This is a genomic window from Pseudacidovorax sp. NFM-22, from assembly GCF_021401245.1.
Lineage (GTDB): Bacteria > Pseudomonadota > Gammaproteobacteria > Burkholderiales > Burkholderiaceae_C > Xenophilus.
The window spans coordinates 58,923-84,201 of record NZ_JACBFY010000004.1; the positions used below are offsets into that span (position 1 = coordinate 58,923).

A 25,279-nucleotide genomic window follows, 5' to 3' on the forward strand; every position below is an offset into this window, starting at 1 on the left:
GCCGCGGGCCTTCACTGTTTTGACTGGAGTGCCGACCTCAAGGGGTGTTGCGGCGCACTGCCGACGCGCTGGCCGCCTCTGTCGGCGCTGCGCGCCCTAGTGCTTTCCATGAACCAAAACAGGGCGCTGGGCGCGGTGTTTGGTCTTATGCTCCCTGCGGCCGGGATGCGGTCTGGGCATGTCCTTTGCTCTGCATCCTGCTTCGAGGAATTTGCCCACGCATGCTCGCCTTCGTCCTGCGCCGCCTCATCCAGGCCGTCATCGTCATGGTGGCGGTGGCCTTCATCGCCTTCCTGCTTTTCCAGTATGTGGGCGATCCGGTGGTCTTCCTCCTGGGGCAGGATGCGACGCCCGATCAGATCCGCGAGTTGCGATCGGCACTCGGCCTCGACCAGCCCTTCTTCGTGCAGTACTGGCACTTCCTGATCAACGCGGCCCAGGGCGAGTTCGGCCTGAGCCTGCGCCAGGGTGCCAAGGTGTCCAGCCTCATCGCCGAGCGCTTTCCTGCCACATTGGAACTGGCGCTGGTCGCAGCAGGACTCGCGTTGCTGCTGGGCATTCCGATGGGCGTGTATGCGGCACTGCGCCGCGGCAGCTTCATGAGCCAGATGTTCATGACGCTGTCCCTGCTGGGCGTCTCGCTGCCCACCTTCCTGATCGGCATCCTGCTCATCCTGGTGTTCGCGGTGCATCTGGGCTGGTTCCCCAGCTTCGGGCGTGGCGACGTGGTGCAGATCGGCTGGTGGCGGACGGGCCTGCTCACGCTCGACGGCTGGCACCACCTGGTGCTGCCGGCGGTGACGCTGGCGATCTTCCAACTGACGCTGATCATGCGGCTGGTGCGCGCCGAGATGCTCGAGGTGCTGCGCACCGACTACATCAAGTTCGCGCGGGCGCGGGGCCTTTCGAATCGCGCCATCCATTTCGGCCACGCGCTCAAGAACACGCTGGTGCCGGTGATGACCATCACCGGGCTGCAACTGGGCGGCCTGATCGCCTTTGCCATCATCACCGAGACCGTGTTCCAGTGGCCCGGCATGGGCCTGCTCTTCATCCAGGCCGTGACCTTCGCCGACATCCCGGTGATGGCGGCGTACCTGTGCCTCATCGCGTTGATCTTCGTCGTGATCAACCTGGTCGTGGACCTGCTGTACTTCGCCGTCGATCCGCGGCTGCGCGTGGGCAAGGCGGGCGGCCACTGATGGGCCCGCGCGAACCCTTTTGCCGCGCCGCGATCCTTCAGCCATGAACACACAACGCCTGTACGCGAACGGCCGGGCCTTCGAGCACATCGCCCGCTTCCATCCCGAACTCACCGCCTTCCGGCGCGACCTGCATGCGAACCCTGAACTGGGCTTCGAGGAGGTCTACACCTCGGGGCGGGTCAAGGCTGCACTGCAGGCCTGCGGCGTGGACGAGATCCACACCGGCATCGGCAAGACCGGCGTGGTCGGCATCATCCGTGGCCGCTCCACCGCCAGCGGCCGCATGATCGGCCTGCGCGCCGACATGGACGCGCTGCCGATCAAGGAAGACAACGACCTGCCCTGGTGCTCGGCCAAGTCGGGCCTGATGCACGGTTGCGGCCATGACGGCCACACGGCCATGCTGGTGGGCGCGGCCCGCTACCTGGCCGAGACACGCAACTTCGACGGCACCGCCGTGCTGATCTTCCAGCCCGGCGAAGAGGGCTTCGCCGGCGCCCGCGTGATGATCGAGGACGGCCTGTTCGAGCGCTTCCCCGTCGATGCCGTCTACGCCATGCACAACTGGCCGGCGCTGCCCGCCGGCACCATCGGCATCAACCGCGGCGCCATGATGGCGGCGGCCGACCGCATCAGCATCCGCATCACGGGCAAGGGCGGCCATGGCGCGCATGCCTACCTGACGGTCGATCCGGTGGTGGTGGCCGCGCACATCATCACGGCGGCGCAGACCATCGCCTCGCGCAACGTTCGGCCCATCGACGCGGCCGTGGTCAGCCTGTGCGCCGTGCAGGCGGGCGACCTCGATGCCTTCAGCGTCATCCCCGGCACCGCCACGCTGGTGGGCACGGTGCGCACCTTCAACTCGCGCGTGCAGGTGCAGGTCGAGCAACGCCTGCGCGAGCTGTGCACGCAGGTGGCCGCCGCTTTCGGCGCCACGGCCGAGGTGAGCTACGAGCGCATCTATCCGGCCACCATCAACACCGCGCCCGAAGCCCAGTTTGCCGCCGACGTCGCCGCCGCCATCGTGGGCGAGGGCAACGTGGACCGCCACCTGGAGCCCAGCATGGGCGCCGAGGACTTCTCCTTCATGCTGCAGAAGAAGGCCGGCGCCTACCTGCGCCTCGGCCAGGACGCCCGCGGTGGCGCCTTCCTGCACAACAGCCGCTACGACTTCAACGATGACATCCTGCCCCTGGGCGCCGCGCTGCATGCGGGCCTGGTGGAGCAGGGCATGCCCCTGGCCGGTGAAACCGTCCGGGGCGCCGAGGCCGCCGCCACCCGTGCGGCCTCACCCGACAGGGCCGCCACCGCGGCCCCATGACCGATCGTCCCGAGCCTTGACCAACCCGAGGAGTGATTCCATGAGCTTCAAGAAAAAAGCCGCCATCGCGGCCGTGCTGGCGGCAGCCAGCCTGATCGCCGGCGCCCAGACGGTGCGCATCGCCAACCAGGGCGACGCGCTGTCGCTCGATCCGCATTCGCTCAATGAATCGCTCCAGCTGTCCGTGGACCTGAACGTCTACGAAGGCCTGACCGACCGCAACAAGGACCTGAGCCTGGCGCCGGGCCTGGCCACCTCGTGGAAGCAGACGGCGCCCGACACCTGGCGCTTCGAGCTGCGCAAGGGCGTGACCTTCCACGACGGCACGCCTTTCACGGCCGACGATGTGATCTTCAGCATCGCCCGTGCGGGCGGCGACGGCTCCGACGTGAAGGCCAAGGTCAACGACATCCAGGAAGTGCGCAAGGTCAACGACCATGCCGTGGACATCGTCACCAAGGGCCCCTTCCCGATCCTGCCGGACGTGCTGTCCGACCTCGCCATCATGAGCAAGAAGTGGTGCGAGGAGAACAAGGCCGAGAAGCCCGTCGACCGACGAAAGGGCATCGAGAACACGGCCTCCTTCAAGGCCAACGGCACCGGTCCCTTCCGCGTGCGCGAGCGCCAGCCCAACGTCCGCACGGTGTTCGTGCGCAACATGAACTACTGGGGCAAGATCGAAGGCAATGCGCAGGAGGTGATCTTCACGCCCATCGCCAACCCCGCCACGCGCGTCGCGGCGCTGGTCTCGGGCGAGGTGGACGTGATGGAGCCGGTGCCCGTGCAGGACATCGCCCGCATTAATGCGAGCCCCAGTGCGCGCGTGGTGGTCGGCCCCGAGCTGCGCACCATCTTCCTGGGCATGGACCAGAAGCGCGACGAGTTGCTGTACTCCAATGTGAAGGGCAAGAACCCCTTCAAGGACAAGCGCGTGCGCCAGGCCTTCTACCAGGCCATCGACATCAACGGCATCCAGAAGACGGTGATGCGTGGCGCCTCGCGGCCCACGGCGCTGATGGTCGGCCCCGGCATCAACGGCTGGACCGAGGCCCAGGACAAGCGCCTGCCCTACGACCCCGAGGCGGCCAAGAAGCTGCTGGCCGACGCCGGCTACCCCGGTGGCTTCGAGGTCACCATGAACTGCCCGAACGACCGCTACGTCAACGACGCGCAGGTCTGCCAGGCCGTGGCGGCCAACCTGGCGCGCATCGGCGTCAAGATCAACCTGGCGGCCGAGACCAAGGGCACCTACTTCCCCAAGATCCTGCGCCGCGACACCAGCTTCTACCTGCTGGGCTGGACGCCCACCACCTACGACTCGCACAACGCGCTGGACGCGCTGATGCGCTGCCCCAACGACAAGGACGGCAGCGGCCAGTTCAACCTGGGCGCCTACTGCAATCCCAAGCTCGACGAACTGATCGGCCAGATCAAGTCCGAGACCGACAAGGCCAAGCGGCAGGGCCTGATCGAAGCGGCCTTCAAGATCCACACCGACGACATCGGCCACCTGCCGCTGCACCAGCAGTCGCTGGCCTGGGGCGTGAGCAAGAAGGTGTCGCTGACCCAGCGCGCCGACAACTTCATGCCCTTCAAGTGGATCAGCATCAAGTGATCGTCCGGGCGTGAGGGCCGCCATCGGCTGAGTCCCACGCCGGCACCGCCCCGGCCGTGCAAGACGGCGGCCGGGCGGCATGCCCTTCGCTTTGCATGGCCCCGGGCGCCTCGTCGCACGGCGCCCAGAAACTTTCCCCCGATGAAGAACACGCTCCTCCGTTGGTTCGACAGCGATGTCGGCCACAGCTTCAGGACCTCGCCCGTGGCGGTGGCGGCGGCGGTCATCGCCTTCGTCTGCATCTTCTGCTCGGTGTTCGCCGGCTGGGTGGCGCCGCACAACCCCTTCGACCTTGCTTCGCTGGAGCTGGGCGACGCGCGGCTGCCGCCGGCCTGGAGCGAGGGCGGCAGCAGCAAGTACCTGCTGGGCACCGACGACCAGGGGCGCGACATCCTCTCGGCGCTGATCTACGGCGCCCGCATCTCCCTGGTGGTGGGCGTCGTCTCCGTCATCCTCTCGGTGGTGGTGGGCGTGCTGCTGGGCCTGCTCGCGGGCTTCCTGGGCGGCTGGCTCGATGCCTTCCTGATGCGGCTGTGCGACGTGATGCTGTCCTTTCCGCCCATCCTGGTGGCGCTGCTGATCGCAGGGGTGGGCCGGGCGCTCTTTCCCAATGCGCACGAGTCGCTGGCCTTCGGCGTGCTCATCATCTCGATCTCGCTCACCGGCTGGGTGCAGTACGCGCGCACGGTACGCGGTTCCACGCTGGTGGAGCGCAGCAAGGAGTACGTGCAGGCCGCACGCGTCACCGGCGTGGCGCCGCTGCGCATCATGCTGCGCCACGTGCTGCCCAACGTGACGGGGCCGGTGCTGGTGCTGGCCACCATCCAGGTGGCCACGGCCATCATCACCGAGGCCACGCTCAGCTTTCTGGGCGTGGGCGTGCCGCCCACCTCGCCCTCGCTGGGCACGCTGATCCGGGTGGGCAACGACTACCTGTTCTCGGGCGAGTGGTGGATCACCGTCTTTCCCGGCGCCATGCTGGTGCTGATCGCGCTGTCGGTGAACTTGCTGGGCGACTGGCTGCGCGATGCCTTGAACCCCCGGCTGAGATGACTCCCCCAGTCTTCGCGGACTTCGTTCCGCTCCGCCAACCCCCTCAAGGGGGCACATCCAGCGGCCCGGCCGAGCCGGTTCCGCGGATGTCCGCGCATGGCCTGCTCCGCGGCCTTTTGTTCAGGGGATACGCATGAGCCTGCTCCAGGTCAAGAACCTCGTCGTCGAATTTCCCGGCCGCCGCGGCACGCTGCGGGCGCTGGACGACATCTCCTTCGACATCGCGCCGGGCGAGATCCTGGGCGTGGTGGGCGAGTCGGGCGCCGGCAAGTCGCTCACGGGCGCGGCCATCATCGGGCTGCTGGAGCCGCCGGGCCGGGTGGCCAGCGGACAGATCCTGCTGCAGGGCCAGCGCATCGACAACCTCGGCTACGAGCCGATGCGCCACATCCGCGGCCGCAAGATCGGCGCGATCTTCCAGGATCCGCTCACCTCGCTGAACCCGCTCTACACCGTGGGCCGGCAGTTGGTGGAAACCATCCGCGCGCACCTGCCCGTGACCGAGTCCGAGGCCAAGCGCCGCGCCATCGCGCTGCTGCAGGACACGGGCATCCCGGCCGCCGAGCAGCGCATCGACCACTATCCGCACCAGTTCTCCGGCGGCATGCGCCAGCGCGTGGTGATCGCTCTGGCGCTGGCGGCCGAGCCGCAGCTGATCGTGGCCGACGAGCCCACCACCGCGCTCGACGTGTCGATCCAGGCGCAGATCATCCAGTTGCTCAAGCGCCTGTGCCGCGAGCGCGGCGCGGCCGTCATGCTGATCACCCACGACATGGGCGTGATCGCCGAGACCTGCGACCGCGTGGCCGTGATGTACGCGGGCCGCATCGCCGAGATCGGGCCGGTGCACGAGGTGATCCACCAGCCGGCCCACCCCTACACGGGTGGCCTGATGGCGTCGATCCCCGAGATGGACAGCGACCGCGAGCGCCTGAACCAGATCGACGGCGCCATGCCGCGCCTCAATGCCATTCCCAAGGGCTGTGCCTACAACCCGCGCTGCCCGCGCGTGTTCGACCGCTGCCTGCAGGAGCGGCCCGAGCTGATGCCCGCTGGCGCCACGCGTGCCGCCTGCTGGCTGCACGACGGGGCCGATCCGCACCGCGGCCACGACCGCCTGGCCGCCGAGCATGCGGCCGCGATGGCGCAAGGCGAACGTGCGATGCCCGACGCCGCCACGCCTGTCCCGGAGATCGACGAATGAGTGCCGTGCTGGCTTCTTCTGACCCCCATGGAGCGGCAGCGGCAACTCCGCCCCTGGTCGTCGCCCATGACCTGGCCCGCACCTTCGACGTGTCGGCGCCCTGGCTCAATCGCGTGCTGGAGCGCAAGCCCCGCACGCTGCTGCATGCCGTCGACGGCGTGAGCTTCGAGATCGAGCGCGGCAAGACGCTGGCGCTGGTGGGTGAATCGGGCTGCGGCAAGAGCACCGTCGCCCGCCTGCTGGTGGGCCTGTACGAGCCCACGCGCGGCGGCATGCGCTTCGACGGCCAGGATGCGCATGCGGCCTACCGCACGGCCGCGGGCCGGCAACTGCGCCGGCGTATCCAGATGATCTTCCAGGACCCGTACGCCAGCCTCAATCCGCGCTGGGTAGTGGAAGACATCATTGCCGAGCCGCTGCGCGAGCACGGCATCCTGCGCGAGAAGGCGGCGGTGCGCGAGCGCGTGGGCGAGCTGCTGCGCTCGGTGGGCCTGTCGCCGCTGGACATGACCAAGTACCCGCACCAGTTCTCGGGCGGGCAGCGCCAGCGCATCTCCATCGCGCGGGCTCTGGCCACGGCGCCCGAGTTCCTGGTCTGCGACGAGCCCACCTCGGCCCTGGACGTGAGCGTGCAGGCCCAGGTGCTCAACATCATGAAGGACCTGCAGCGCGAGCGGGGCCTGACCTACCTGTTCATCTCGCACAACCTCGCCGTGGTGCGCCATGTGAGCGATCAGGTGGGCGTGATGTACCTGGGCCGGCTGGTGGAGCTGGCGGACAAGGCCGAGCTCTTCGCGCAGCCGCGCCATCCGTACACGCGCATGCTGCTGGATGCGATCCCGCAGATGCATGCGACCGGCCGCTCGCGCACGCCCGTGCAGGGCGAGGTGCCCAATCCGCTCAATCCGCCCACGGGCTGCGCCTTCCATCCGCGCTGCCCGCATGCCAACGCGCGCTGCTCGTCCGAGCGGCCGGCGCTGCTGTCCATCGGCGGCGTGCGCGTGGCCTGTCACGCGGTGGAAGAGGGGCGCATCTGATCCGTTGAGAGCGGGGGCGCCGCGCCAGCGGTAGTTCCACCGATGCCCGCCGCGGGGTGGGGGCGTAAGGTCGGCAGCCCGGTCCGGCGACGCCGGGCCCTTCTCTTTCCGGAATCAAGATGCCCCGACAACAACAGACCTTCCGCCGCGCCTTCATGGCGGCGGCCCTCGCCACCGCCGCATCGGCCGCCAGTGCCCAGCAGGTCAACGTCATCTGCTCCGTGCAGGCCGACTGGTGCAACATGATCGCCACCGTCTATGCGCGCACCACTGGCGTCAAGATCAACCTGGCGCTCAAGGGTTCGGGCGAGGCGCTGGCCCAGCTGATCGCCGAGCGCGACAACCCCAAGACCGACGTCTGGTTCGGCGGCACCGGTGACCCGCACCTGCAGGCGGCCGAGCAGAACCTCACCCTGGAATACAAGTCGCCCACGCTCACGCAGCTGTACCCGTGGGCGCAGCAGCAGGCGCAGCAGTCGGGCTTTCGCACGGTGGGCATCTATTCGGGACCGCTGGGCTTCGGCTACAACACCGAGCTGCTGGCCAAGAAGAAGCTGCCGGTGCCGCGCAGCTGGGCCGACCTGCTCAAGCCCGAGTACAAGGGCGACATCCAGGTGGCCAACCCCGCATCCAGCGGCACGGCCTACACCATGATCGCTACGCTGGTGCAGTTGATGGGCGAAGACAAGGCTTTCGAATACCTCAAGGGCCTGCACAAGAACATCTCGGCCTACACCCGTTCCGGCACCGCGCCGATCAAGGCGGTGGCGCGCGGCGAGACGGCAGTGTCGATCAGCTTCGTGCACGACGCGCCGCAGGAGAAGATGCAGGGCTTCCCGGTCGAGACGGTGACGCCCGCCGAAGGCACCGGCGCCGAGATCGGCTCCATGAGCATCGTGAAGGGCGCCCGCAATCTGGAGCAGGCCAAGAAGTTCTACGAATGGGCGCTGACGCCCCAGGCGCAGGCCTTCGGCGCGGCGGCCAAGCAGTACCAGCTGCCGTCGAACAAGGCCACGGTGGTCGACCCCAACGTGCCCGACTTCAAGAAGATCAAGCTGATCAACTACGACTACAAGACCTACGGCGCCAGCGCCGAGCGGCGACGCCTGATCGCCCGCTGGGAAAAAGAAGTCAACTCGCTGCCCCGCTGAGTGCGCGCGCTCCGTTCGAATGCGGCGGCCTGGTCGTGCATCGCGATCGGGCTCGTCGCCTATGCGCTGCTGCCCTGGTATGCGATCCAGGACACCAGCTGGTGGCAGGCGCTGCCCGGCATCTGGCGTGAAGGCGATGCAGCCAACGGCCTGATCCAGGGCGCCCTGCAGGGCCGGCCGTGGCTCTTCGCGGGACTGGCTGGGCTGGTGCTGTGCATGGTCGGCGCGGGCCTGCCACCGGGTCGGGCCCAGGGCCGCTGGTGGCTGGCAGGCGGCGGCCTTGGCGCACTGGCGCTGGCCGTGTCGGGCCTGGCCATCGGCGCGCGCGGCTGGAGCTTCGCCGCACTCAACACCTTGTTCGGCGAGCTGCAGGTCAACCAGTTCGGCATCGGCATCGGCGGCTTCGTCGTCTTCGCCATGCTGGTCGTGCTGGCCGCCTTCGGCCTGGCGCGGCTGGGCTTCTTCCGCGGCGACCTGTTCGTCTCCGCGGCCGTGGTCGGCTGTGGGCTGGTGCTGCTGATGTTCATCGGCTGGCCGGTGGGCAAGGCGCTGTCGGCGGCCTTCTTCGACGAGGACGGGCATGCCTCGCTCGCGGCCTTCGGCGCGCGGGTGTTCACCGAGCGCATCTGGGGCCTGGGCTGCGTGGGCGGCGGCACAAGCTGCGGCGTGGCCTGGAACACGCTGTTGCTGGCCCTGCTGACGGCCGCCGGCACCACCTTCCTCGGCACGCTGATCGCACTGATGGCCGAGCGCGGTGCGCGCCGCTGGCAGGGGCCGCTCAAGGTGGTGGCCCTGTTGCCCATCATCACGCCGCCCTTCGTGGTCGGGCTGGGGCTGATCCTGCTCTTCGGCCGCGCGGGCGTGGTCAACCAGGCGCTCGAAGCGTGGTTCGGCATTCCGGCCACGCGCTGGTTCTACGGCCTGCCGGGCATCCTGACGGCGCAGCTCTTCGCCTTCACGCCCATCGCCTTCATGATCATGCGCGGCGTGGTGCAGGGCATCGCGCCCAGCCTGGAGGAGGCGGCGCTGATGCTGCGGGCCGACCGCTGGCACACCTTCCGCACCGTGACGCTGCCGTTGCTCAAGCCGGGGCTGGCCAATGCCTTCCTGGTGGGCTTCATCGAGAGCATTGCGGACTTCGGCAATCCGGTGGTGGTGGGCGGCCAGTATTCGGTGCTGTCCACCGACATCTTCTTCGCCATCGTGGGCGCGCAATACGACCAGGGTCGGGCCGCGTCGCTGGCCTGGGTGCTGACGATTTTCGCGCTGCTGGTGTTCGCGGTGCAGCGCGGGCTGCTGGGTCGGCAGAACTTCACCACCGTCAGCGGCAAGGGCGATGCCGGCGTGCCCATGCCGCTGCCCACGGGCGTGCTGCGCACGGTGCAGTGCGTGGCGCTGCCGTGGATCGGCTTCACCGTGGTGGTCTACCTGTTCGCCTTCGCAGGCGGCTTCGTGCAGACCTGGGGGCGTGACTACACGCTCACGCTGCAGCACTTCCGCACCGCCTTCTCGCTGGAGTGGGGCCAGTTCGGGCTGGTGTGGGCCGGCACGGCCTGGAACTCGCTGTGGACCACGCTCAAGCTGGCGGGCCTGTCGGCACCCCTGACGGCGGGGCTGGGCCTGCTGATCGCCTGGCTGCTGGCGCGCAACGAATTCAAGGGGCAGGGCGCCTTCGAGTTCGCGGCGCTGCTGGCCTTTGCGATTCCGGGCACGGTGCTGGGCGTGAGCTACATCCTGGCCTTCAACGTGCCGCCGCTGGAGCTGACGGGCACGGGCCTGGTGATCGTGCTGTGCTTCATGTTCCGCAACCTGCCGGTGGGCGTGCGGGCGGGTACGGCGGCCTTCAAGCAGCTCGACCGTTCGCTGGACGAGGCCTCGCTCATGCTGCGCGCCTCCACCGCGCAGACGCTCATGCGCGTGGTGCTGCCGCTGCTCAAGCCGGCGCTGGTGGCGGCGCTGGTCTACAGCTTCGTGCGGGCCATGACCACGGTGAGCGCGGTGATCTTCCTGGTCACGGCCGAGAACGAACTGGCCACCACCTACATCATCGGCCGCGTGGGCAATGGCGACTATGGCGTGGCGCTGGCGTACTGCACGGTGCTGATCGTGCTGATGTCGCTGGCCATCGCGCTGATCCAGTTGCTGGTCGGCGAGCGCCGCCTGGGGCGCCGCAAGGTGGCCCAACCTGTCGCCGCATGAAGCGCACAAGAGAAACACGGAAGACGCACAGATGAGCGACGGCATCGAATTTCGCAACGTCACCAAGCGCTACGGCAGCGACGCCAATGCGCCGCTGGCGGTCAAGGGCATCAGCTTCGAGGTGCCCAAGGGCACGCTGACCACCATCCTCGGCCCCTCGGGCTGCGGCAAGACCACCACGCTGCGCATGATCGCGGGGCTGGAGTCGCCCACCTCGGGCCAGATCCTCATGGGCGGGCGCGACGTCACCACGCTCGGCCCGGCCGAGCGCAACGTGTCGATGATGTTCCAGAGCTACGCGCTCTTTCCGCACATGAACGTCATCGAGAACGTGGCGTATGGCCTGCGCATGAGCCGCGTCGCCAAGGCCGAGGCGGCCGCGCGCGCCCGCGAGGCGCTGCGCGGCGTCGGGCTGGTGGGCTTCGACGAACGCCTGCCCAGCGAGCTGTCCGGCGGCCAGCAGCAGCGCGTGGCCCTGGCGCGCGCGCTGGTGCTGGAGCCGGCCGTGCTGCTCTTCGACGAGCCGCTGTCCAACCTGGACGCCCGCCTGCGCCGCGAGATGCGCGAGGAGATCCGCGCCATCCAGCAGCGCCTGCAGCTCACGGTGGCCTACGTCACGCACGACCAGGGCGAGGCGCTGGCGGTGAGCGACCAGATCATCGTGATGGACCATGGCGTGATCGCCCAGCGCGGCACGCCGCAGGCGCTCTACAACCAGCCCGAGAGCGAGTTCGTGGCCGGCTTCATGGGCGAGGCGATGGTCTTCGCCGCCCAGGTCGAGGCCGATGGCCGGGTGCGCCTGGGCCCGCTCGCCCTGGTGCCGCCGCGCCCGCTGGCGCCGGGTCCGGTGAAGGTCGCAGTGCGGCCCGAGGCCTGGCGCATCGGCGTGACCGACGGGCTGCCGGCCACCTGCACCAAGGCGGCCTACCTGGGCCATGGCTATGACTACGGCTTCAAGACCGAGCTCGGCGAACTGTTCGTCGTCTCGAATGACGCACTGCAGCCGCTGCGACCCGGCGACACCACCGTGCTGTCGCTGGGCATGCAGGGCGTCTCCGTCGTGCAGGCTCGCGCCGGCTGAGCGGCGGCCCTTCCTTTCGCTTCTTCATCGCTCGGTCATCCTGGCCGGCCAGCATGCGCGGTTCCGTACAACGAAGCATGGGGGAAGCGCCATGGATCGACGCCTGATCGGCACACTCGCGGCCGCCCTCTGCCTGGGCCTGTCGGCCTGCGGCGGCTCGTCCACGCTGCAGGTCGGCAGCGCCACGCCTGCGTCGGCTTCATCGGCACCCGCGCCACCGCCGGCGCCCGCCCTGGCGGCCGGCCCCGCGTCGGCACCGCTGGAGCTGACGGTGCTGCACATCAATGACCACCATTCCAACCTGGCTGCCAGGACGCGCACCCTGCAGCTGCAGGCGGGCTACGCCACGCGCAGCACCGTGAGCGTCGAGGCCGCCGGCTTTCCGCGCGTGACGGCCGCCATCAAGCAGCTGGCCGCCGGCAAGGCCAACGTGCTCAAGCTGCATGCGGGCGATGCGCTCACCGGCACGCTGTTCTTCAACCGCGCCGGCGCCGACGGCGAGGCCGACGCGGCGCTGATGAACACCGTCTGCTTCGACGCCTTCACGCTCGGCAACCACGAGTTCGACAAGGGCGACACCGGCCTCAAGAACTTCCTGGACCTGCTGCGCCAGGGCCGCTGCAAGACGCCCGCGCTGAGCGCCAACGTCGTCTTCGGCGCCAACTCGGCGCTCAACCCGGCGCGCGCGCCGGGCGCCGTGCAGCGTTCCACCGTGGTCGAGCGCAGCGGCCAGAAGATCGGCATCGTCGGCCTGACCATCGCGGACAAGACCAAGGCGTCGTCCAGCCCCGACGCCGACACCACCTTCGAGGACGAGACCATTGCCGCCCAGCGCGAGATCGACCGCCTGCGCGCCCAGGGCATCGACAAGATCGTGCTGATGAGCCATATCGGCTACGAGTACGACCTGCAGGTGGCCAAGGCCCTGTCGGGCGTGGACGTGGTGGTGGGCGGCGATTCGCACACGCTGCTCGGCCCGGCCGCGCTCACGACGCTGGGCGTGGGCTCGCCCGCCGGCGCCTATCCGACGCAGGTCACCAACAAGGACGGCAAGCGCGTCTGCGTGGTGCAGGCCTGGGAATACGCGCAGGTGGTGGGCGAGCTCAAGGTCAGCTTCGACGCCAACGGCGACGTCACGGCCTGCAGCGGCACGCCCCATGTGCTGGTGGGCGACAACTACACGCTGGGCGGCAAGGCGCCCACGGATGCGCAGCTCAAGGCCATCCAGGCCGACGTGGCGGCCACCCACGGGCTGCTCTACACCGTCGCGCCCGATGCCAACGCAAGCGCGGTGCTCAAGCCTTTCGCCGACCGCATCGAGGTCTTCAACAAGACGGACGTGGCCGCGGCGATCGAAGAGCTCTGTTCACGCCGCGTGCCGGGCGGCGCCGGCACGGTCGACCATTCGCGCTCCAGCACTGGCTGCAACACGCTGGGCAGCGTGTCGCTGCGCGGCGGCGACATCCAGCAACTGGTGGCCCAGGCCTACCTGGAAGTGGCGCAGAAGAAATACGGCGGCGCCGACCTCTCGCTGCAGAGCGGCGGCGGCGTGCGCATTCCGCTGGTGCCCGGCAAGGTGACGGCGGCGCAGGTGATCCAGGTGCTGCCCTTCGGCAACATGCTGTTCCGCCTGGACGTCACCGGCGCCGAGGTGAAGGCCATGCTGGAGGACGGCCTCGATGCCGTCTACGGCACGGGCGGCACCACCGGCCCCTATCCCTACACCGGCGGCCTGCGCTTCGACGTCGATGCGCGCCTGGCCAAGGGCGCCCGCGCCCGCAACATCGAGGTGCGCGATGCGAAGACCGGCGCCTGGGCCGCGCTGGACGCCGGCAAGACCTACAAGCTCTTCGTGCTGAGCTTCAACGCCAATGGCGGCGACGGCTACAAGGCCCTGGCCGCCGTGCCGGCCGCCCGGCGCCTGGATATCGGTGTGCTCGATGCCGACGCGTTCATGGACTACATCCAGTCGCAGGCCAGGGACGCGAGCACTGGCCTGCCGGCGCTGAAGAAGCTGCCGACGGATCTGTACAGCACCAAGAGTTACCAGGCGCCCTAAAAAGGGAAGCACCCCCCATGCCGCTTCGCGGCTCCGAGCGGCCGCCAGAGGCGGCTGCTCTTCGGGCACGTCCAAGCCTGCGCAGGCAGGCTTGGAGCCGCGGCCCTCAGCCCCTCCCTGGCGCCTTCGGCTTGGAGGGGGGCGCACCCGGAGGCCTGGCAAAGCCAGTTCCTCGGGTGCCCTGGCATGGCCTGCTCCGCGGCCATTGGATCTTTGATGAAGGAAGAAGGCCCGGCGCTCGACGCGTCCGGGCCTTCTTCGTTGATCGAACGATTCGCGCCTACTGCTCTTCGCTCCAGGCCAGCCCGTCGCGCGCGATCATGGCGCTGCTCGCGCTGGGGCCCCAGGTGCCGGCGGCGTAGGGGCGGGGGCCGCTGTCGTTCTGCCAGGCCTCGATCAGCGGCTCCACCCAGCGCCAGGCCTCTTCCTGCTCGTCGCTGCGCACGAAGAGGTTGAGCCGGCCGTCGATCACGTCCAGCAGCAGCCGCTCGTAGGCGCCGACGCGCTCGGTGCCGAAGCGCTGGCCGAAGTCCAGGTCCAGCTGCACGGTGGCTAGCGGCTGCGTGCCGTCGCCGCTGCGCTTGCGGCTGTTCTGGGCCTGCGCCAGCAGGTGCAGCTCCAGCCCGTCCTTGGGCTGCAGGTTGATCACCAGCTTGTTGGCACTGGCGCCGGCCGGCGCTCGGAAGATGGCATGCGGCGTGGGCTTGAAGTTGACCTCGATGCGCGCATCGCGCGAGGCCAGGCGCTTGCCGGTGCGGATGTAGAAGGGCACGCCAGCCCAGCGCCAGTTGGCGATCTCGGCGCGCAGGGCGACGAAGGTTTCGGTGCGGCTGGCCGGGTCGATGCCCGGCTCCTGCAGGTAGCCCTGCACCCGCTCGCCATAGGCGGTGCCGGCGGTGTACTGGCCGCGCACCGCGTGCATGCCGATGGACTCGTGCGTCCAGGGCTTGAGCGATCGCAGCACCTTGAGCTTCTCGTCGCGCAGGGCGTCGGCGTGGGCATTGATGGGCGGCTCCATCGCCACGGCGCACAGCAGCTGCAGCGCATGGTTCTGCACCATGTCGCGCAGGGCGCCGGTCTGGTCGTAGAAGGCGCCGCGCTTTTCCACGCCCAGGTCCTCGGCGATGGTGATCTCGATGCTGGCGATGTACTCGCGGCGCCACAGCGGCTCGAACAGCGCATTGCCGAAGCGCATGGCGAACAGGTTCTGCACCGAGGGCTTGCCCAGGTAGTGGTCGATGCGGAAGACCTGCTCTTCCTTCAGCACGCGGCCCACGGCAGCGTTGATGGCGCGGTTGGAAGCCAGGTCGTGGCCCAGCGGCTTCTCGAGCACCACGCGGGTCTTGGGGCCGCCCAGGCCGGCGGCGGCGATGCGCTCGACGGTCTGCGTGAACAGCGAGGGCGCGGTGGCCAGGTACATCACCACCGTGTCGGCATCGCGCTGCTGCAGCGTCTGCGCAAGCCGCTCGTAGTCCGCCGGCTTGGACAGGTCCATGCGCAGGTAGTGCAGAAGGTCGGCGAACTTCTCGAACTCTTCGGCGCTCGGCCGCTTGGCGCCTTCGACGGCCTTGAAGCGGGACTGGATCAGCGTCCGGTACTGCGCATCCGACAGATCGTCGCGCGCCACGCCGATGATGCGGCCACCGGACGGCAGGCTGCCGTGGCGGAAGGCCTGGAAGAGGGCGGGCATCAGCTTACGCCAGGCCAGATCGCCGGTGCCGCCGAAAAGAACGAGGTCGAAACTCATGGGGCAGAACATGCGCGCCGCGCGCGCGGTGGATGCGGGGCTCCGACTGTAAGCGCACCCGCGAGGCGCCCTGCATGCCACGGGGCGAGGGTCGGAGGGACAATCGCGCCATGAACCTGGTCTTCGATCTCGGCGGCGTGCTCATCGACTGGCAACCCGCCGATCACCTGAAAAAGCACTTCCCGCAGCGGGCGGCCGACGACGCCTCGGCCCATGCGCTGGTGCGGGCCTTCTTCCACCATCAGGATTGGCTGGATTTCGACGGCGGCCTGCGGGAGGCCGAGGACGTGGCGGCACGCACCGCCCAGCGCCTGCAGCTTTCGCCGGCGGCGGTCCGCGAATTGATCGTGCCCTTGGGCGAGATCCTTCAGCCGGTGGCCGTCACCGTCGACATGCTGGCCCGGTTGGCCGCGCAGCGCGACGCGGGCGCGCCGCTGAAGCTCTATTACCTCTCGAACATGCCGCTGCCCTACGCGCGGGCGCTGGAGCGCCGGCTGCCCGAGCTGTTCGGGCGCTTCGACGGCGGCGTGTTCTCAGGCGACGTCAAGCGTATCAAGCCGAACACCGAGATCTTCGAACTGCTGGCGTGGCGCCATGGTCTGGTGCCTGCCGACACCCTGTTCATCGACGACTCGGTGCCGAACGTGGAGTCGGCGATGGCCCTGGGCTGGCAGGCGCTGCACTGCACCTCGCCGGCCGCACTCGCTGCGCAACTGCCGCGGATGGTGGACAAGGCGCTCGGCACCTGAGCGCGTGCCGCGGGCCTGAGCGCTTGCGCGGCCCGCTCAGGCGGGCGCATCCTGGGCGCCGCTGCGCACGACCTGGTCGATGTCGAAGCCCAGCGTACGGGCGTAGTCCAGTTCGGTGGCCAGGCTGGCCTCGTCCAGGTGCTGCACGCGTGAGAGCACCCACAGGTAGTCGCGCTTGGGCGTACCCACCAGCGCCACCTGGTAGTCGCGGTCGAGCTTGAGGATCCAGTAGTCGCCCCACACCAGCGGTAGCCAGCGCAGCCAGGCGGGTGCGAAGCTCACCGCCAGACGGCCGGCGCCGGGCAGGCCCGCCACGCGCACGGCGTGGGCGATGCCCACCGACTCGTCCACCTGGCCGTCCTGCCGGACGCAGCGGTTGCGCACTTCGACCGTGCCGTCCGGCAGCGGGGTGTATTCAGCCGACACGGTGCCGCCGCAGGCCTTCTCGAAACGGTTGGGCAGCCGCGCCTGCTCGTACCAGACTCCGGCATAGCGCTTGAGGTCCACCGGCGCGACCACCTGGAGCGGTGCGCGCATCAACGGGGCGCCGTCCGCGGGGCCGGCGGGCAACTGCCGGCGGCGGGCCCACTTCAGGCCCGCCATGGCGGCGATTCCGCCCACGCAGAAGGCGGCCGCCAGAAGCGCGATGCGGTGGCTGGTGGCGTGGTCGTTGTCGAGGGCCTGGCTCTGGCTCAGGTCGTGGCCGGTACGGCTCATGGGGTCTCCCGGTGAGTGGATCGGAACAGCATGACAACTTAGCGTTCCCTGCGCGCGCGGCCTGTCAGCCACCAGCCAAAAGCCGCGTGCGCACGCGGGTTGCGCCACAGTCGCGCGACATAATCGTTTGCATGAACCAACTCGACGCCCTCCGCCAATGGACCACCGTGGTCGCCGACACCGGTGACTTCCGCCAGCTCGCCCAGTTCAAGCCGCAGGACGCGACCACCAACCCGTCGCTGATCCTGAAGGCGGTGCAAAAGCCCGAGTACCGGCCCCTGCTCGACGAGGCCCTGTCGCGCCATGCCGGCCGGCCGCTGGACGAGATCGTCGACCGGCTGCTGGTGCGCTTCGGCTGCGAGATCCTGGCGCTGGTGCCGGGGCGGGTGTCGACCGAGGTGGATGCGCGGCTGTCCTTCGACACCACGGCCACCGTGGCCCGTGCGCTGCGGCTGGTCGAGCTGTACAAGGCCGAGGGCATCGACGTCGAGAAGCGCCTGCTGATCAAGATCGCCGCCACCTGGGAAGGCATCGAGGCCGCGCGCGAGCTGGAGGCCCGCGGCATCCACACCAACCTGACGCTGCTGTTCTCCTTCGCCCAGGCCGTGGCCTGCGGCGCGGCGGGCGTGAAGCTCATCTCGCCCTTCGTGGGCCGGATCTACGACTGGTACAAGAAGAGCGCGGGCAGCAGCTGGGACGAGGCGGCCAGTTCCGGCGTCAATGATCCCGGCGTGAAGTCGGTGCGCCGCATCTTCGACTACTACAAGCGCCACGGCATCGCCACCGAGGTGATGGGCGCGAGCTTCCGCAACGTGGGCCAGATCGGTGCGCTGGCCGGCTGCGACCTGCTGACCATCAGCCCCGAGCTGCTGGCCGAGCTGGCCGCCAGCGAGGCGCCGCTCGCGCTGGCGCTGGATGCCGCCGCGGCACGTGACCGCGCCGACATCCCCAAGGTCACGCTCGACGAGCCAGCCTTCCGCTTTGCGCTCAACGAAGACGCCATGGCCACCGAGAAGCTGGCCGAAGGCATCCGCGGCTTCACCGCCGATGCGATCAAGCTCGACAAGCTGATGGGAGCCGCCTGATGCCCGTGCGCTGCGAGCAGACGCCCGCCTGGGCCCGCCTCCAGGCCCTGCGTGCGGAGCGCCAGGGCTTCGACCTGCGCCAGGCCTTCGCCGGCGATGCCGGCCGCGCCGCGGGGCTGAGCCAGGAGGCGCCGTACGTCTTCGCCGACCTGTCCAAGAACCTGATCGACGCCGAGGTCGAGCAGGCCCTGCTGCAGCTGGCCGCCGACTGCGGCCTGGAAGCGAAGCGGGCCGCGCTCTTCGCCGGTGAGTCGATCAACAGCACCGAAGGCCGCGCCGTCATGCACTGGCTGCTGCGCACGCCCGCCGGTGCTACCGGCCTGGCCCCCGCCGCGGCCGCCGAGCTGCCCGCGGTGCACGAGACGCTGGACGCCATGCTGGCCTACGCCGAGAAGGTGCGGTCCGACCACACCATCACCGATGTCGTGAACATCGGCATTGGCGGCTCGGACCTGGGCCCGCAGATGGCGGTGCTGGCGCTGGCGGAGCAGGTGGCGCCGGGCAAGCATTTCCACTTCGTCTCCAATGTGGACGGGCATGAGTTGGCCGGCGTGCTCAAGGGACTGGCGCCGGAGCACACGCTGTTCCTGATCGCCTCCAAGACCTTCACCACGGCCGAGACCATGGCCAATGCCCAGTCGGCCAAGCGCTGGTACGAGCAGTCCGGCGGCACCGACATCGCCGGCCACTTCGCGGCGCTCACCACCAACGTCGATGCGGCGCGCGCCTTCGGCATCGACACCACCTTCGGCTTCTGGGACTGGGTGGGCGGCCGCTATTCGATGTGGTCGGCCATCGGCCTGCCCATTGCGCTGGCCGTGGGGGCCGAGGGCTTCCGCCGCCTGCTGGCCGGCGCCCATGCCATGGACGAGCATTTCCGCACCGCGCCGCTGGCCCACAACCTGCCGGTGCGGCTGGGCTTGCTGGACGTCTGGTACCGCAACTTCCTGGGCTTCACCAGCCGCTGCATCGCGCCGTACCACAGTGCGCTGCGCCGGGTGCCGGCCTACCTGCAGCAGCTGGAGATGGAAAGCAACGGCAAGCAGGTCGACCTCGACGGCCGGCCGCTTTCGGTGGGCACCTCGCCGGTGCTGTGGGGCGAGCCGGGCACCAACGGCCAGCATGCCTACTTCCAGATGCTGCACCAAGGTACGGACGTGGTGCCGCTCGAATTCGTGGCCGTGCGCCAGCCGGCGCATTCGCTCGAAGGCCACCATGCCAAGCTGCTCGCCAACGCCCTCGCGCAGGCGCAGGCGCTGATGGTGGGCAAGGCCGACGCGGGCGGGCACCGCAACTTCCCTGGCAACCGGCCCAGCAGCTTCTTCGTGCTGGATGAACTCACGCCCGAATCGCTGGGCGCCTTCATCGCCATGTACGAACACCGGGTGTTCGTCAGCGGCGCGATCTGGGGCATCAACAGCTTCGACCAGTGGGGCGTGGAGCTGGGCAAGGTGCTGGCCAAGGACCTGGAGCCGCGGCTCGCCAGCGGCGACGTGCAGGGGCTGGATGCCTCCACCGCCCAGTTGCTAGGCCGGCTGAAACAGGGCTGATCCCGCCGCTTTCCCTCCCTCGGCCCGGGGCTTGCGTCCGGGCCGAAGTCCGTCTGGCGACGCCTTCCTCGTTCGGAGCGAAAATGCCCGCCGGACCGATTCCGACCATCTTCTCCAAGGACATCCCAGCGCCATGAGCACGACGTCTCCGACCATCATCTACACCCTGACCGACGAAGCGCCCGCGCTCGCCACCGCCTCGTTCCTGCCCATCGTCCGCACCTTCGCGCAGGCCGCGGGCGTCGACGTGCAGACCAGCGACATCTCGGTGGCCGCCCGCATCCTCGGCCAGTTCCCGGAGTGCCTGACCGAAGAGCAGCGCGTGCCGGACAACCTCGCCGCGCTCGGCAAGCTCACGCTCAAGCCCGAAGCCAACATCATCAAGCTGCCCAACATCAGCGCCTCGGTGGCCCAGCTCAAGGCCGCCATCAAGGAACTGCAGGACAAGGGCTACAAGATCCCCGACTTTCCCGAGAACCCGCAGACCGACGAAGAGAAGGACATCCGCGCGCGCTACAACAAGTGCACCGGCTCGGCCGTCAACCCCGTCCTGCGCGAAGGCAACTCCGACCGCCGCGCACCCAAGGCCGTCAAGGAATACGCCCGCAAGAACCCGCACAGCATGGCGCCCTGGAGCCAAGCCTCGCGCTCGCATGTGTCGCACATGCACGCCGGCGACTTCTACCACGGCGAAAAGTCGATGACGCTGGACCGCGCCCGCGACGTCAAGATGGAGCTGATCACCAAGAGCGGCAAGACCATCGTGCTCAAGCCGAAGGTCGCGCTGCTCGACCGTGAGGTCATCGACTCGATGTTCATGAGCAAGAAGGCCCTGCTGGCCTTCTACGAGAAGGAGATCGAGGACGCCCGCGAGACCGGCGTGATGTTCTCGCTGCACGTCAAGGCCACGATGATGAAGGTCTCGCACCCCATCGTCTTCGGCCACTGCGTGAAGATCTTCTACAAGGACGCCTTCGAGAAGCACGGCAAGCTCTTCGACGAGCTGGGCGTGAACGTCAACAACGGCATGGTCGACCTCTACAACAAGATCGCGACGCTGCCCACCGCCAAGCAGGACGAGATCAAGCGCGACCTGCATGCCTGCCACGAGCACCGCCCCGAGCTGGCCATGGTGGACTCGGCCAAGGGCATCACCAACTTCCACTCGCCCAACGACATCATCGTGGACGCCTCCATGCCTGCCATGATCCGCAACGGCGGCAAGATGTGGGACGCCAACGGCCGCCTGAAGGACGTCAAGGCCGTGATGCCGGAGTCGACCTTCGCCCGCATCTACCAGGAGATCATCAACTTCTGCAAGTGGCACGGCGCCTTCGACCCCAAGACCATGGGCACGGTGCCCAACGTCGGCCTGATGGCCCAGCAGGCCGAGGAGTACGGCTCGCACGACAAGACCTTCGAAATTCCTGAAGACGGCGTCGCCAACATCACCGACCTCAACACGGGCGAGGTGCTGATGAGCCAGGACGTGGAGCAGGGCGACATCTGGCGCATGTGCCAGGTCAAGGACGCCGCCATCCGCGACTGGGTCAAGCTGGCCGTCACCCGCGCCCGCAATTCCGGCATGCCCGTGGTCTTCTGGCTGGACCAGTACCGCCCGCACGAGGCGCAGCTGATCACCAAGGTCAAGATGTACCTGCATGAGCACAACACCACCGGCCTGGACATCCAGATCATGAGCCAGGTGCGCGCCATGCGTTACACGCTGGAGCGCGTGATCCGCGGCCTGGACACCATCAGCGCCACCGGCAACATCCTGCGCGACTACCTGACCGACCTGTTCCCGATCATGGAACTGGGCACCTCGGCCAAGATGCTGTCGATCGTGCCGCTGATGGCCGGTGGCGGCATGTACGAGACGGGCGCCGGCGGTTCTGCGCCGAAGCACGTGCAGCAGCTGGTGGAAGAGAACCACCTGCGCTGGGATTCGCTGGGTGAGTTCCTGGCCCTGGCCGTGAGCCTGGAAGAGCTGGGCATCAAGAACAGCAATGCAAAGGCCAAGGTGCTGGCCAAGGCGCTGGACACGGCGACCGGCAAGCTGCTGGACAACAACAAGGGCCCGAGCCCCAAGACCGGCCAGCTGGACAACCGCGGCAGCCACTTCTACATCGCGCTGTACTGGGCCCAGGCCCTGGCCGAGCAGACCGAGGACGCGGAGCTGGCCGCCAAGTTCAAGCCCCTGGCCGAGAAGCTGGCCGCCGACGAGCAGAAGATCGTGGCCGAACTGGCCGAGGTGCAGGGCAAGTCGGCCGACATTGGCGGCTACTACAAGACCGACCCGGCCAAGACCGAAGCCGTGATGCGCCCCAGCAAGACCTTCAACGAGGACCTGGCCAGCGTCGCTGCCTGATCGGTTTCCCGGGCTGCAGTGCAGCCCCGGCCCATCAACGAAAGAGCCGTCGCATGCGACGGCTTTTTTCTTGGCCCCGGACACAAGCTGAGGCCCCAGAGCCGGGGCGGCGCAGCACGCCTACCAATCCGGAGGGTGCCGCGCGAAGCGCGCACCCGCCCCGCCGAAGCAGCGCGCAGGCGGGGCGCCCATGAAAAAAGCCGGGCTTCGCCCGGCTTTTTGATCTGACTTGAACAGAACCAAATCGAGCGCGCAGCAGCGCGCTCGATTTGAATTACATGTCCATGCCGCCCATGCCACCCATGCCACCGGGCATGGCGGGCGCTGCGGACTCGTCCTTCGGCGCTTCGGCGACCATGCACTCGGTCGTCAGCAGCAGGGCAGCCACGGAAGCGGCGTTCTGCAGGGCGGTGCGGGTCACCTTGGTCGGGTCCAGGATGCCCATCTCGATCATGTCGCCATAGGTGTCGTTGGCGGCGTTGAAGCCGTAGTTGCCCTTGCCTTGCAGCACGGCGTTCACGACCACGCTCGGCTCGCCACCGGCGTTGGCGACGATCTCGCGCAGGGGCGCTTCGATGGCCTTCAGGATCAGCTTGATGCCGGCGTCCTGGTCGGCGTTGTCGCCCTTGATGTCGCCGACGGCTTGCTTAGCGCGCAGCAGGGCCACGCCACCACCGGCCACCACGCCTTCTTCCACCGCGGCACGCGTGGCGTGCAGGGCGTCTTCGACGCGGGCCTTCTTTTCCTTCATCTCGACTTCGGTGGCAGCGCCGACCTTGATCACGGCCACGCCGCCGGCCAGCTTGGCCACGCGCTCTTGCAGCTTCTCGCGGTCGTAGTCGCTGGTGGCTTCTTCGATCTGGATGCGGATCTGCTTGACGCGGGCTTCGATGTCGGCAGCGGCACCGGCGCCATCGATGATGGTGGTGTTTTCCTTGCCCACTTCGATGCGCTTGGCCTGGCCCAGGTCGGCCAGCGTCACCTTCTCGAGCGACAGGCCCACTTCTTCAGCGATGACCTTGCCGCCGGTCAGGATGGCGATGTCTTCCAGCATGGCCTTGCGGCGGTCGCCGAAGCCAGGTGCCTTGACGGCCACGACCTTCAGGATGCCGCGGATGGTGTTGACCACCAGGGTCGCCAGCGCTTCGCCGTCGACTTCTTCGGCAATGATCAGCAGCGGACGCCCGGCCTTGGCCACGGCTTCCAGCGTGGGCAGCAGGTCACGGATGTTGCTGATCTTCTTGTCGAACAGCAGGACAAACGGGTTGTCCAGCAGTGCGGCCTGCTTCTCGGGGTTGTTGATGAAGTAGGGCGACAGGTAGCCGCGGTCGAACTGCATGCCTTCGACGACGTCCAGCTCGTTGGCCAGGCTCTTGCCGTCTTCGACGGTGATCACGCCTTCCTTGCCGACCTTGTCCATCGCGTCAGCAATGATCTGGCCGACGTCGGTGTCGCTGTTGGCCGAGATGGAGCCGACCTGGGCGATTTCCTTGGAGGTCGTGGTGGCCTTGCTGGACTTCTTCAGCGCTTCGACCAGGGCGGCGACCGCCTTGTCGATGCCGCGCTTGAGGTCCATCGGGTTCAGGCCGGCGGCCACGTACTTGGAGCCTTCGCGCACGATGGCCTGGGCCAGCACGGTGGCGGTGGTGGTGCCGTCACCCGCGTTGTCGCTGGTCTTGGAGGCCACTTCCTTCACGAGCTGGGCGCCCATGTTCTGCAGCTTGTCCTTCAGCTCGATTTCCTTGGCCACGGACACACCGTCCTTGGTCACGGTGGGGGCGCCGAAGGAGCGCTCGAGCACCACGTTGCGGCCCTTGGGGCCCAGGGTCACCTTGACGGCGTTGGCGAGGATGTTCACGCCTTCGACCATGCGTGCGCGGGCGTCGCCGCCGAAGACCACGTCTTTTGCTGCCATTTTGTGTTTCTCCTAGATCCGGGGATTGATTACTTCTCGACGACCGCGAACAGGTCGTCTTCCTTCATGACCAGCAGCTCTTCGCCATCGACCTTGACGGTCTGGCCGGAGTACTTGCCGAACAGCACGCGGTCGCCGACCTTGATGTTCAGGACGACGAAATCGCCCTTGTCGTTGCGCTTGCCGGGGCCGACGGCCAGGACTTCACCCTGGTCCGGCTTCTCGGCGGCGTTGTCGGGGATCACGATGCCCGAGGCGGTCTTGGTTTCGCTTTCAACGCGCTTGACGATCACGCGATCGTGCAGAGGACGAAGTTTCATTGGGAATCTCCTGGAAGAGGGACGGAATGAGGGTTGTGCGGCAGGGCGGCGAGGCCCTGCCATCCACTTGGCGGCGGTGCTGTTAGCACTCACCGCCAGCGAGTGCTAATCATAAGGACTTTTGGCGGCGTTTCAACTGGGCCCATGCCTACAGCCTGTCTGGACGGCAACTGGCAGGGCTGGCCTTGACAAGCTGGTGCGAACAATCATGGGAATTGGATTCTTTCATTGTTCGCGAAATGGAAACGCTTCGACCGCGGGCCGGCACGCAGTGAAGCGGCTTTGCGGGCGCATCATTCATTCCACGGCGCCGATGAAACCCCAGCGCCGCCACCGCCCGGCGACGACCCGTCGCTCCGCAGGCTCTCAGTGGGTGACCCATCCTCGCTACAGAAAAGGACAACATCATGACCAAGACTTCCAAGACCCTCGCTGCCGCCGCGCTCGCCCTGTTCGCCGCCGCCGGTGCCGTCCATGCCGAGGAATACGAAGGCGTGCTCCAGTTCAACTCCAACTTGAGCCGCGCCGAAGTGCAGGCCCAGGGCGTCGCTGCCGCCCATGGCCCCGATCTCTACGCCGAAGGCGCCCTGGCCCACACCACGCCGGTGATGAGCTCGCCGCGCCTGCGCGCCTCGGTGCAGGCCGAAGCCGTTGCGGCTGCCCATGCGCCCGACCAGAACGTGCAGGTCGGCTCGCGGGGCGACCAGCGCTTCTTCGCCGGCATCGCACCCAGCACCGTGGTCGGCGGCACCACCTGGGCGATCCGCGGCAACACGAGCGCTGCCCAGCAAGGCGCTGAATAAGCCCACACCCCTACGCGGGAGGCCACAGCGGCCGGCCCGTGTCTTCCTTCATAGGCGCCTGCGGGCGCCTTTTTCAACGGCGGCCCCCGCGCAT

At 68.3% G+C, this 25,279-nt stretch carries 19 protein-coding genes; 15 read left to right on the forward strand and 4 right to left on the reverse strand.

Annotation, left to right across the window (positions count from 1 at the left end; translation table 11 throughout):
- Nucleotides 1-221 precede the first annotated feature (221 nt).
- From L0984_RS15165 to L0984_RS15210, 10 genes are all read left to right on the forward strand, one after another.
- Nucleotides 222-1,202, forward strand: coding sequence for an ABC transporter permease (locus L0984_RS15165; RefSeq protein ID WP_234194470.1), 981 nt, complete (start codon nucleotides 222-224; stop codon nucleotides 1,200-1,202).
- Nucleotides 1,203-1,245: 43 nt separating this feature from the next.
- Nucleotides 1,246-2,529: a M20 aminoacylase family protein gene (locus L0984_RS15170; RefSeq protein WP_234194471.1), complete on the forward strand. Its 1,284-nt coding sequence runs from the start codon at nucleotides 1,246-1,248 to the stop codon at nucleotides 2,527-2,529.
- Nucleotides 2,530-2,569: 40 nt separating this feature from the next.
- The gene (locus tag L0984_RS15175) at nucleotides 2,570-4,144 is read left to right on the forward strand and encodes an ABC transporter substrate-binding protein (protein WP_234194472.1); all 1,575 of its coding nucleotides are present in this window, start codon (nucleotides 2,570-2,572) and stop codon (nucleotides 4,142-4,144) included.
- A gap of 141 nt (nucleotides 4,145-4,285) precedes the next feature.
- On the forward strand, nucleotides 4,286-5,197 hold the full coding sequence (locus tag L0984_RS15180; protein ID WP_017758599.1) for an ABC transporter permease: 912 nt from the start codon (nucleotides 4,286-4,288) through the stop codon (nucleotides 5,195-5,197).
- 133 nt (nucleotides 5,198-5,330) lie between these two features.
- Nucleotides 5,331-6,401 carry an ABC transporter ATP-binding protein gene (locus L0984_RS15185; RefSeq protein WP_234194473.1) on the forward strand — a complete coding sequence of 357 codons (1,071 nt, stop codon included), beginning with the start codon at nucleotides 5,331-5,333 and terminating at the stop codon, nucleotides 6,399-6,401.
- On the forward strand, nucleotides 6,398-7,438 hold the full coding sequence (locus L0984_RS15190; RefSeq protein WP_234194474.1) for an ABC transporter ATP-binding protein: 1,041 nt from the start codon (nucleotides 6,398-6,400) through the stop codon (nucleotides 7,436-7,438). Before L0984_RS15185 ends, L0984_RS15190 begins: the two co-directional genes overlap by 4 nt.
- Nucleotides 7,439-7,557: 119 nt before the next feature.
- Complete coding sequence (locus L0984_RS15195; RefSeq protein WP_234194475.1) at nucleotides 7,558-8,589, forward strand: ABC transporter substrate-binding protein; 1,032 nt, start codon at nucleotides 7,558-7,560, stop codon at nucleotides 8,587-8,589.
- Entirely contained in the window at nucleotides 8,590-10,788 is a 2,199-nt protein-coding gene (locus L0984_RS15200; protein WP_234194476.1) for an ABC transporter permease, read from the forward strand.
- Nucleotides 10,789-10,819: 31 nt separating this feature from the next.
- Nucleotides 10,820-11,869 (forward strand): ABC transporter ATP-binding protein, encoded by a 1,050-nt coding sequence (locus L0984_RS15205; RefSeq protein ID WP_234194477.1) that lies wholly within the window; start codon nucleotides 10,820-10,822, stop codon nucleotides 11,867-11,869.
- A 91-nt stretch (nucleotides 11,870-11,960) separates the two neighbouring features.
- Nucleotides 11,961-13,928, forward strand: a complete 1,968-nt coding sequence (locus tag L0984_RS15210) for a bifunctional metallophosphatase/5'-nucleotidase (RefSeq protein WP_234194478.1) — start codon at nucleotides 11,961-11,963, stop codon at nucleotides 13,926-13,928.
- A gap of 280 nt (nucleotides 13,929-14,208) precedes the next feature.
- Here L0984_RS15210 and zwf read toward each other — a convergent pair whose 3' ends face one another.
- Complete coding sequence (gene zwf, locus L0984_RS15215; RefSeq protein ID WP_234194479.1) at nucleotides 14,209-15,675, reverse strand: glucose-6-phosphate dehydrogenase; 1,467 nt, start codon at nucleotides 15,673-15,675, stop codon at nucleotides 14,209-14,211.
- 110 nt (nucleotides 15,676-15,785) lie between these two features.
- Here zwf and L0984_RS15220 point away from each other — a divergent pair, with 110 nt between their 5' ends.
- Complete coding sequence (locus L0984_RS15220; protein WP_234194480.1) at nucleotides 15,786-16,424, forward strand: HAD family hydrolase; 639 nt, start codon at nucleotides 15,786-15,788, stop codon at nucleotides 16,422-16,424.
- Between the two features lie 36 nt (nucleotides 16,425-16,460).
- On the opposite strand, the gene L0984_RS15225 is transcribed toward L0984_RS15220, so the two are convergent.
- A complete protein-coding gene (locus tag L0984_RS15225) occupies nucleotides 16,461-17,141 on the reverse strand; it encodes a lipocalin family protein (RefSeq protein ID WP_234194481.1) in 681 nt (226 codons plus the stop codon).
- 131 nt (nucleotides 17,142-17,272) lie between these two features.
- Between L0984_RS15225 and tal the strand changes: the two genes are divergently transcribed.
- From tal to L0984_RS15240, 3 genes are all read left to right on the forward strand, one after another.
- Complete coding sequence (gene tal / locus L0984_RS15230) at nucleotides 17,273-18,226, forward strand: transaldolase (protein WP_234194482.1); 954 nt, start codon at nucleotides 17,273-17,275, stop codon at nucleotides 18,224-18,226.
- The gene (pgi, locus tag L0984_RS15235; RefSeq protein ID WP_234194483.1) at nucleotides 18,226-19,776 is read left to right on the forward strand and encodes a glucose-6-phosphate isomerase; all 1,551 of its coding nucleotides are present in this window, start codon (nucleotides 18,226-18,228) and stop codon (nucleotides 19,774-19,776) included. Before tal ends, pgi begins: the two co-directional genes overlap by 1 nt.
- Before the next feature lie 133 nt (nucleotides 19,777-19,909).
- Nucleotides 19,910-22,147, forward strand: a complete 2,238-nt coding sequence (locus L0984_RS15240; protein ID WP_234194484.1) for an NADP-dependent isocitrate dehydrogenase — start codon at nucleotides 19,910-19,912, stop codon at nucleotides 22,145-22,147.
- A 274-nt stretch (nucleotides 22,148-22,421) separates the two neighbouring features.
- On the opposite strand, the gene groL is transcribed toward L0984_RS15240, so the two are convergent.
- Both groL and groES read right to left on the reverse strand, forming a co-directional pair.
- Nucleotides 22,422-24,062, reverse strand: coding sequence for a chaperonin GroEL (gene groL, locus L0984_RS15245; protein ID WP_043113290.1), 1,641 nt, complete (start codon nucleotides 24,060-24,062; stop codon nucleotides 22,422-22,424).
- A gap of 29 nt (nucleotides 24,063-24,091) precedes the next feature.
- On the reverse strand, nucleotides 24,092-24,382 hold the full coding sequence (groES, locus tag L0984_RS15250) for a co-chaperone GroES (protein ID WP_017757321.1): 291 nt from the start codon (nucleotides 24,380-24,382) through the stop codon (nucleotides 24,092-24,094).
- Nucleotides 24,383-24,789: 407 nt separating this feature from the next.
- On the opposite strand from groES, the gene L0984_RS15255 reads away from it, so the two are divergent.
- Nucleotides 24,790-25,185, forward strand: a complete 396-nt coding sequence (locus L0984_RS15255; protein ID WP_234194485.1) for a hypothetical protein — start codon at nucleotides 24,790-24,792, stop codon at nucleotides 25,183-25,185.
- Nucleotides 25,186-25,279 lie beyond the last annotated feature (94 nt).

Bases quoted from the DNA above. Each gene is read 5' to 3' on its own strand.
- L0984_RS15165 (WP_234194470.1), top strand. From the start codon at position 222: ATGCTCGCCTTCGTCCTGCGCCGCCTCATCCAGGCCGTCATCGTCATG.
- L0984_RS15170 (WP_234194471.1), top strand. From the start codon at position 1,246: ATGAACACACAACGCCTGTACGCGAACGGCCGGGCCTTCGAGCACATC.
- L0984_RS15175 (WP_234194472.1), top strand. From the start codon at position 2,570: ATGAGCTTCAAGAAAAAAGCCGCCATCGCGGCCGTGCTGGCGGCAGCC.
- L0984_RS15180 (WP_017758599.1), top strand. From the start codon at position 4,286: ATGAAGAACACGCTCCTCCGTTGGTTCGACAGCGATGTCGGCCACAGC.
- L0984_RS15185 (WP_234194473.1), top strand. From the start codon at position 5,331: ATGAGCCTGCTCCAGGTCAAGAACCTCGTCGTCGAATTTCCCGGCCGC.
- L0984_RS15190 (WP_234194474.1), top strand. From the start codon at position 6,398: ATGAGTGCCGTGCTGGCTTCTTCTGACCCCCATGGAGCGGCAGCGGCA.
- L0984_RS15195 (WP_234194475.1), top strand. From the start codon at position 7,558: ATGCCCCGACAACAACAGACCTTCCGCCGCGCCTTCATGGCGGCGGCC.
- L0984_RS15205 (WP_234194477.1), top strand. From the start codon at position 10,820: ATGAGCGACGGCATCGAATTTCGCAACGTCACCAAGCGCTACGGCAGC.
- L0984_RS15210 (WP_234194478.1), top strand. From the start codon at position 11,961: ATGGATCGACGCCTGATCGGCACACTCGCGGCCGCCCTCTGCCTGGGC.
- zwf (WP_234194479.1), bottom strand. From the start codon at position 15,675: ATGAGTTTCGACCTCGTTCTTTTCGGCGGCACCGGCGATCTGGCCTGG.
- L0984_RS15220 (WP_234194480.1), top strand. From the start codon at position 15,786: ATGAACCTGGTCTTCGATCTCGGCGGCGTGCTCATCGACTGGCAACCC.
- L0984_RS15225 (WP_234194481.1), bottom strand. From the start codon at position 17,141: ATGAGCCGTACCGGCCACGACCTGAGCCAGAGCCAGGCCCTCGACAAC.
- tal (WP_234194482.1), top strand. From the start codon at position 17,273: ATGAACCAACTCGACGCCCTCCGCCAATGGACCACCGTGGTCGCCGAC.
- pgi (WP_234194483.1), top strand. From the start codon at position 18,226: ATGCCCGTGCGCTGCGAGCAGACGCCCGCCTGGGCCCGCCTCCAGGCC.
- L0984_RS15240 (WP_234194484.1), top strand. From the start codon at position 19,910: ATGAGCACGACGTCTCCGACCATCATCTACACCCTGACCGACGAAGCG.
- groL (WP_043113290.1), bottom strand. From the start codon at position 24,062: ATGGCAGCAAAAGACGTGGTCTTCGGCGGCGACGCCCGCGCACGCATG.
- groES (WP_017757321.1), bottom strand. From the start codon at position 24,382: ATGAAACTTCGTCCTCTGCACGATCGCGTGATCGTCAAGCGCGTTGAA.
- L0984_RS15255 (WP_234194485.1), top strand. From the start codon at position 24,790: ATGACCAAGACTTCCAAGACCCTCGCTGCCGCCGCGCTCGCCCTGTTC.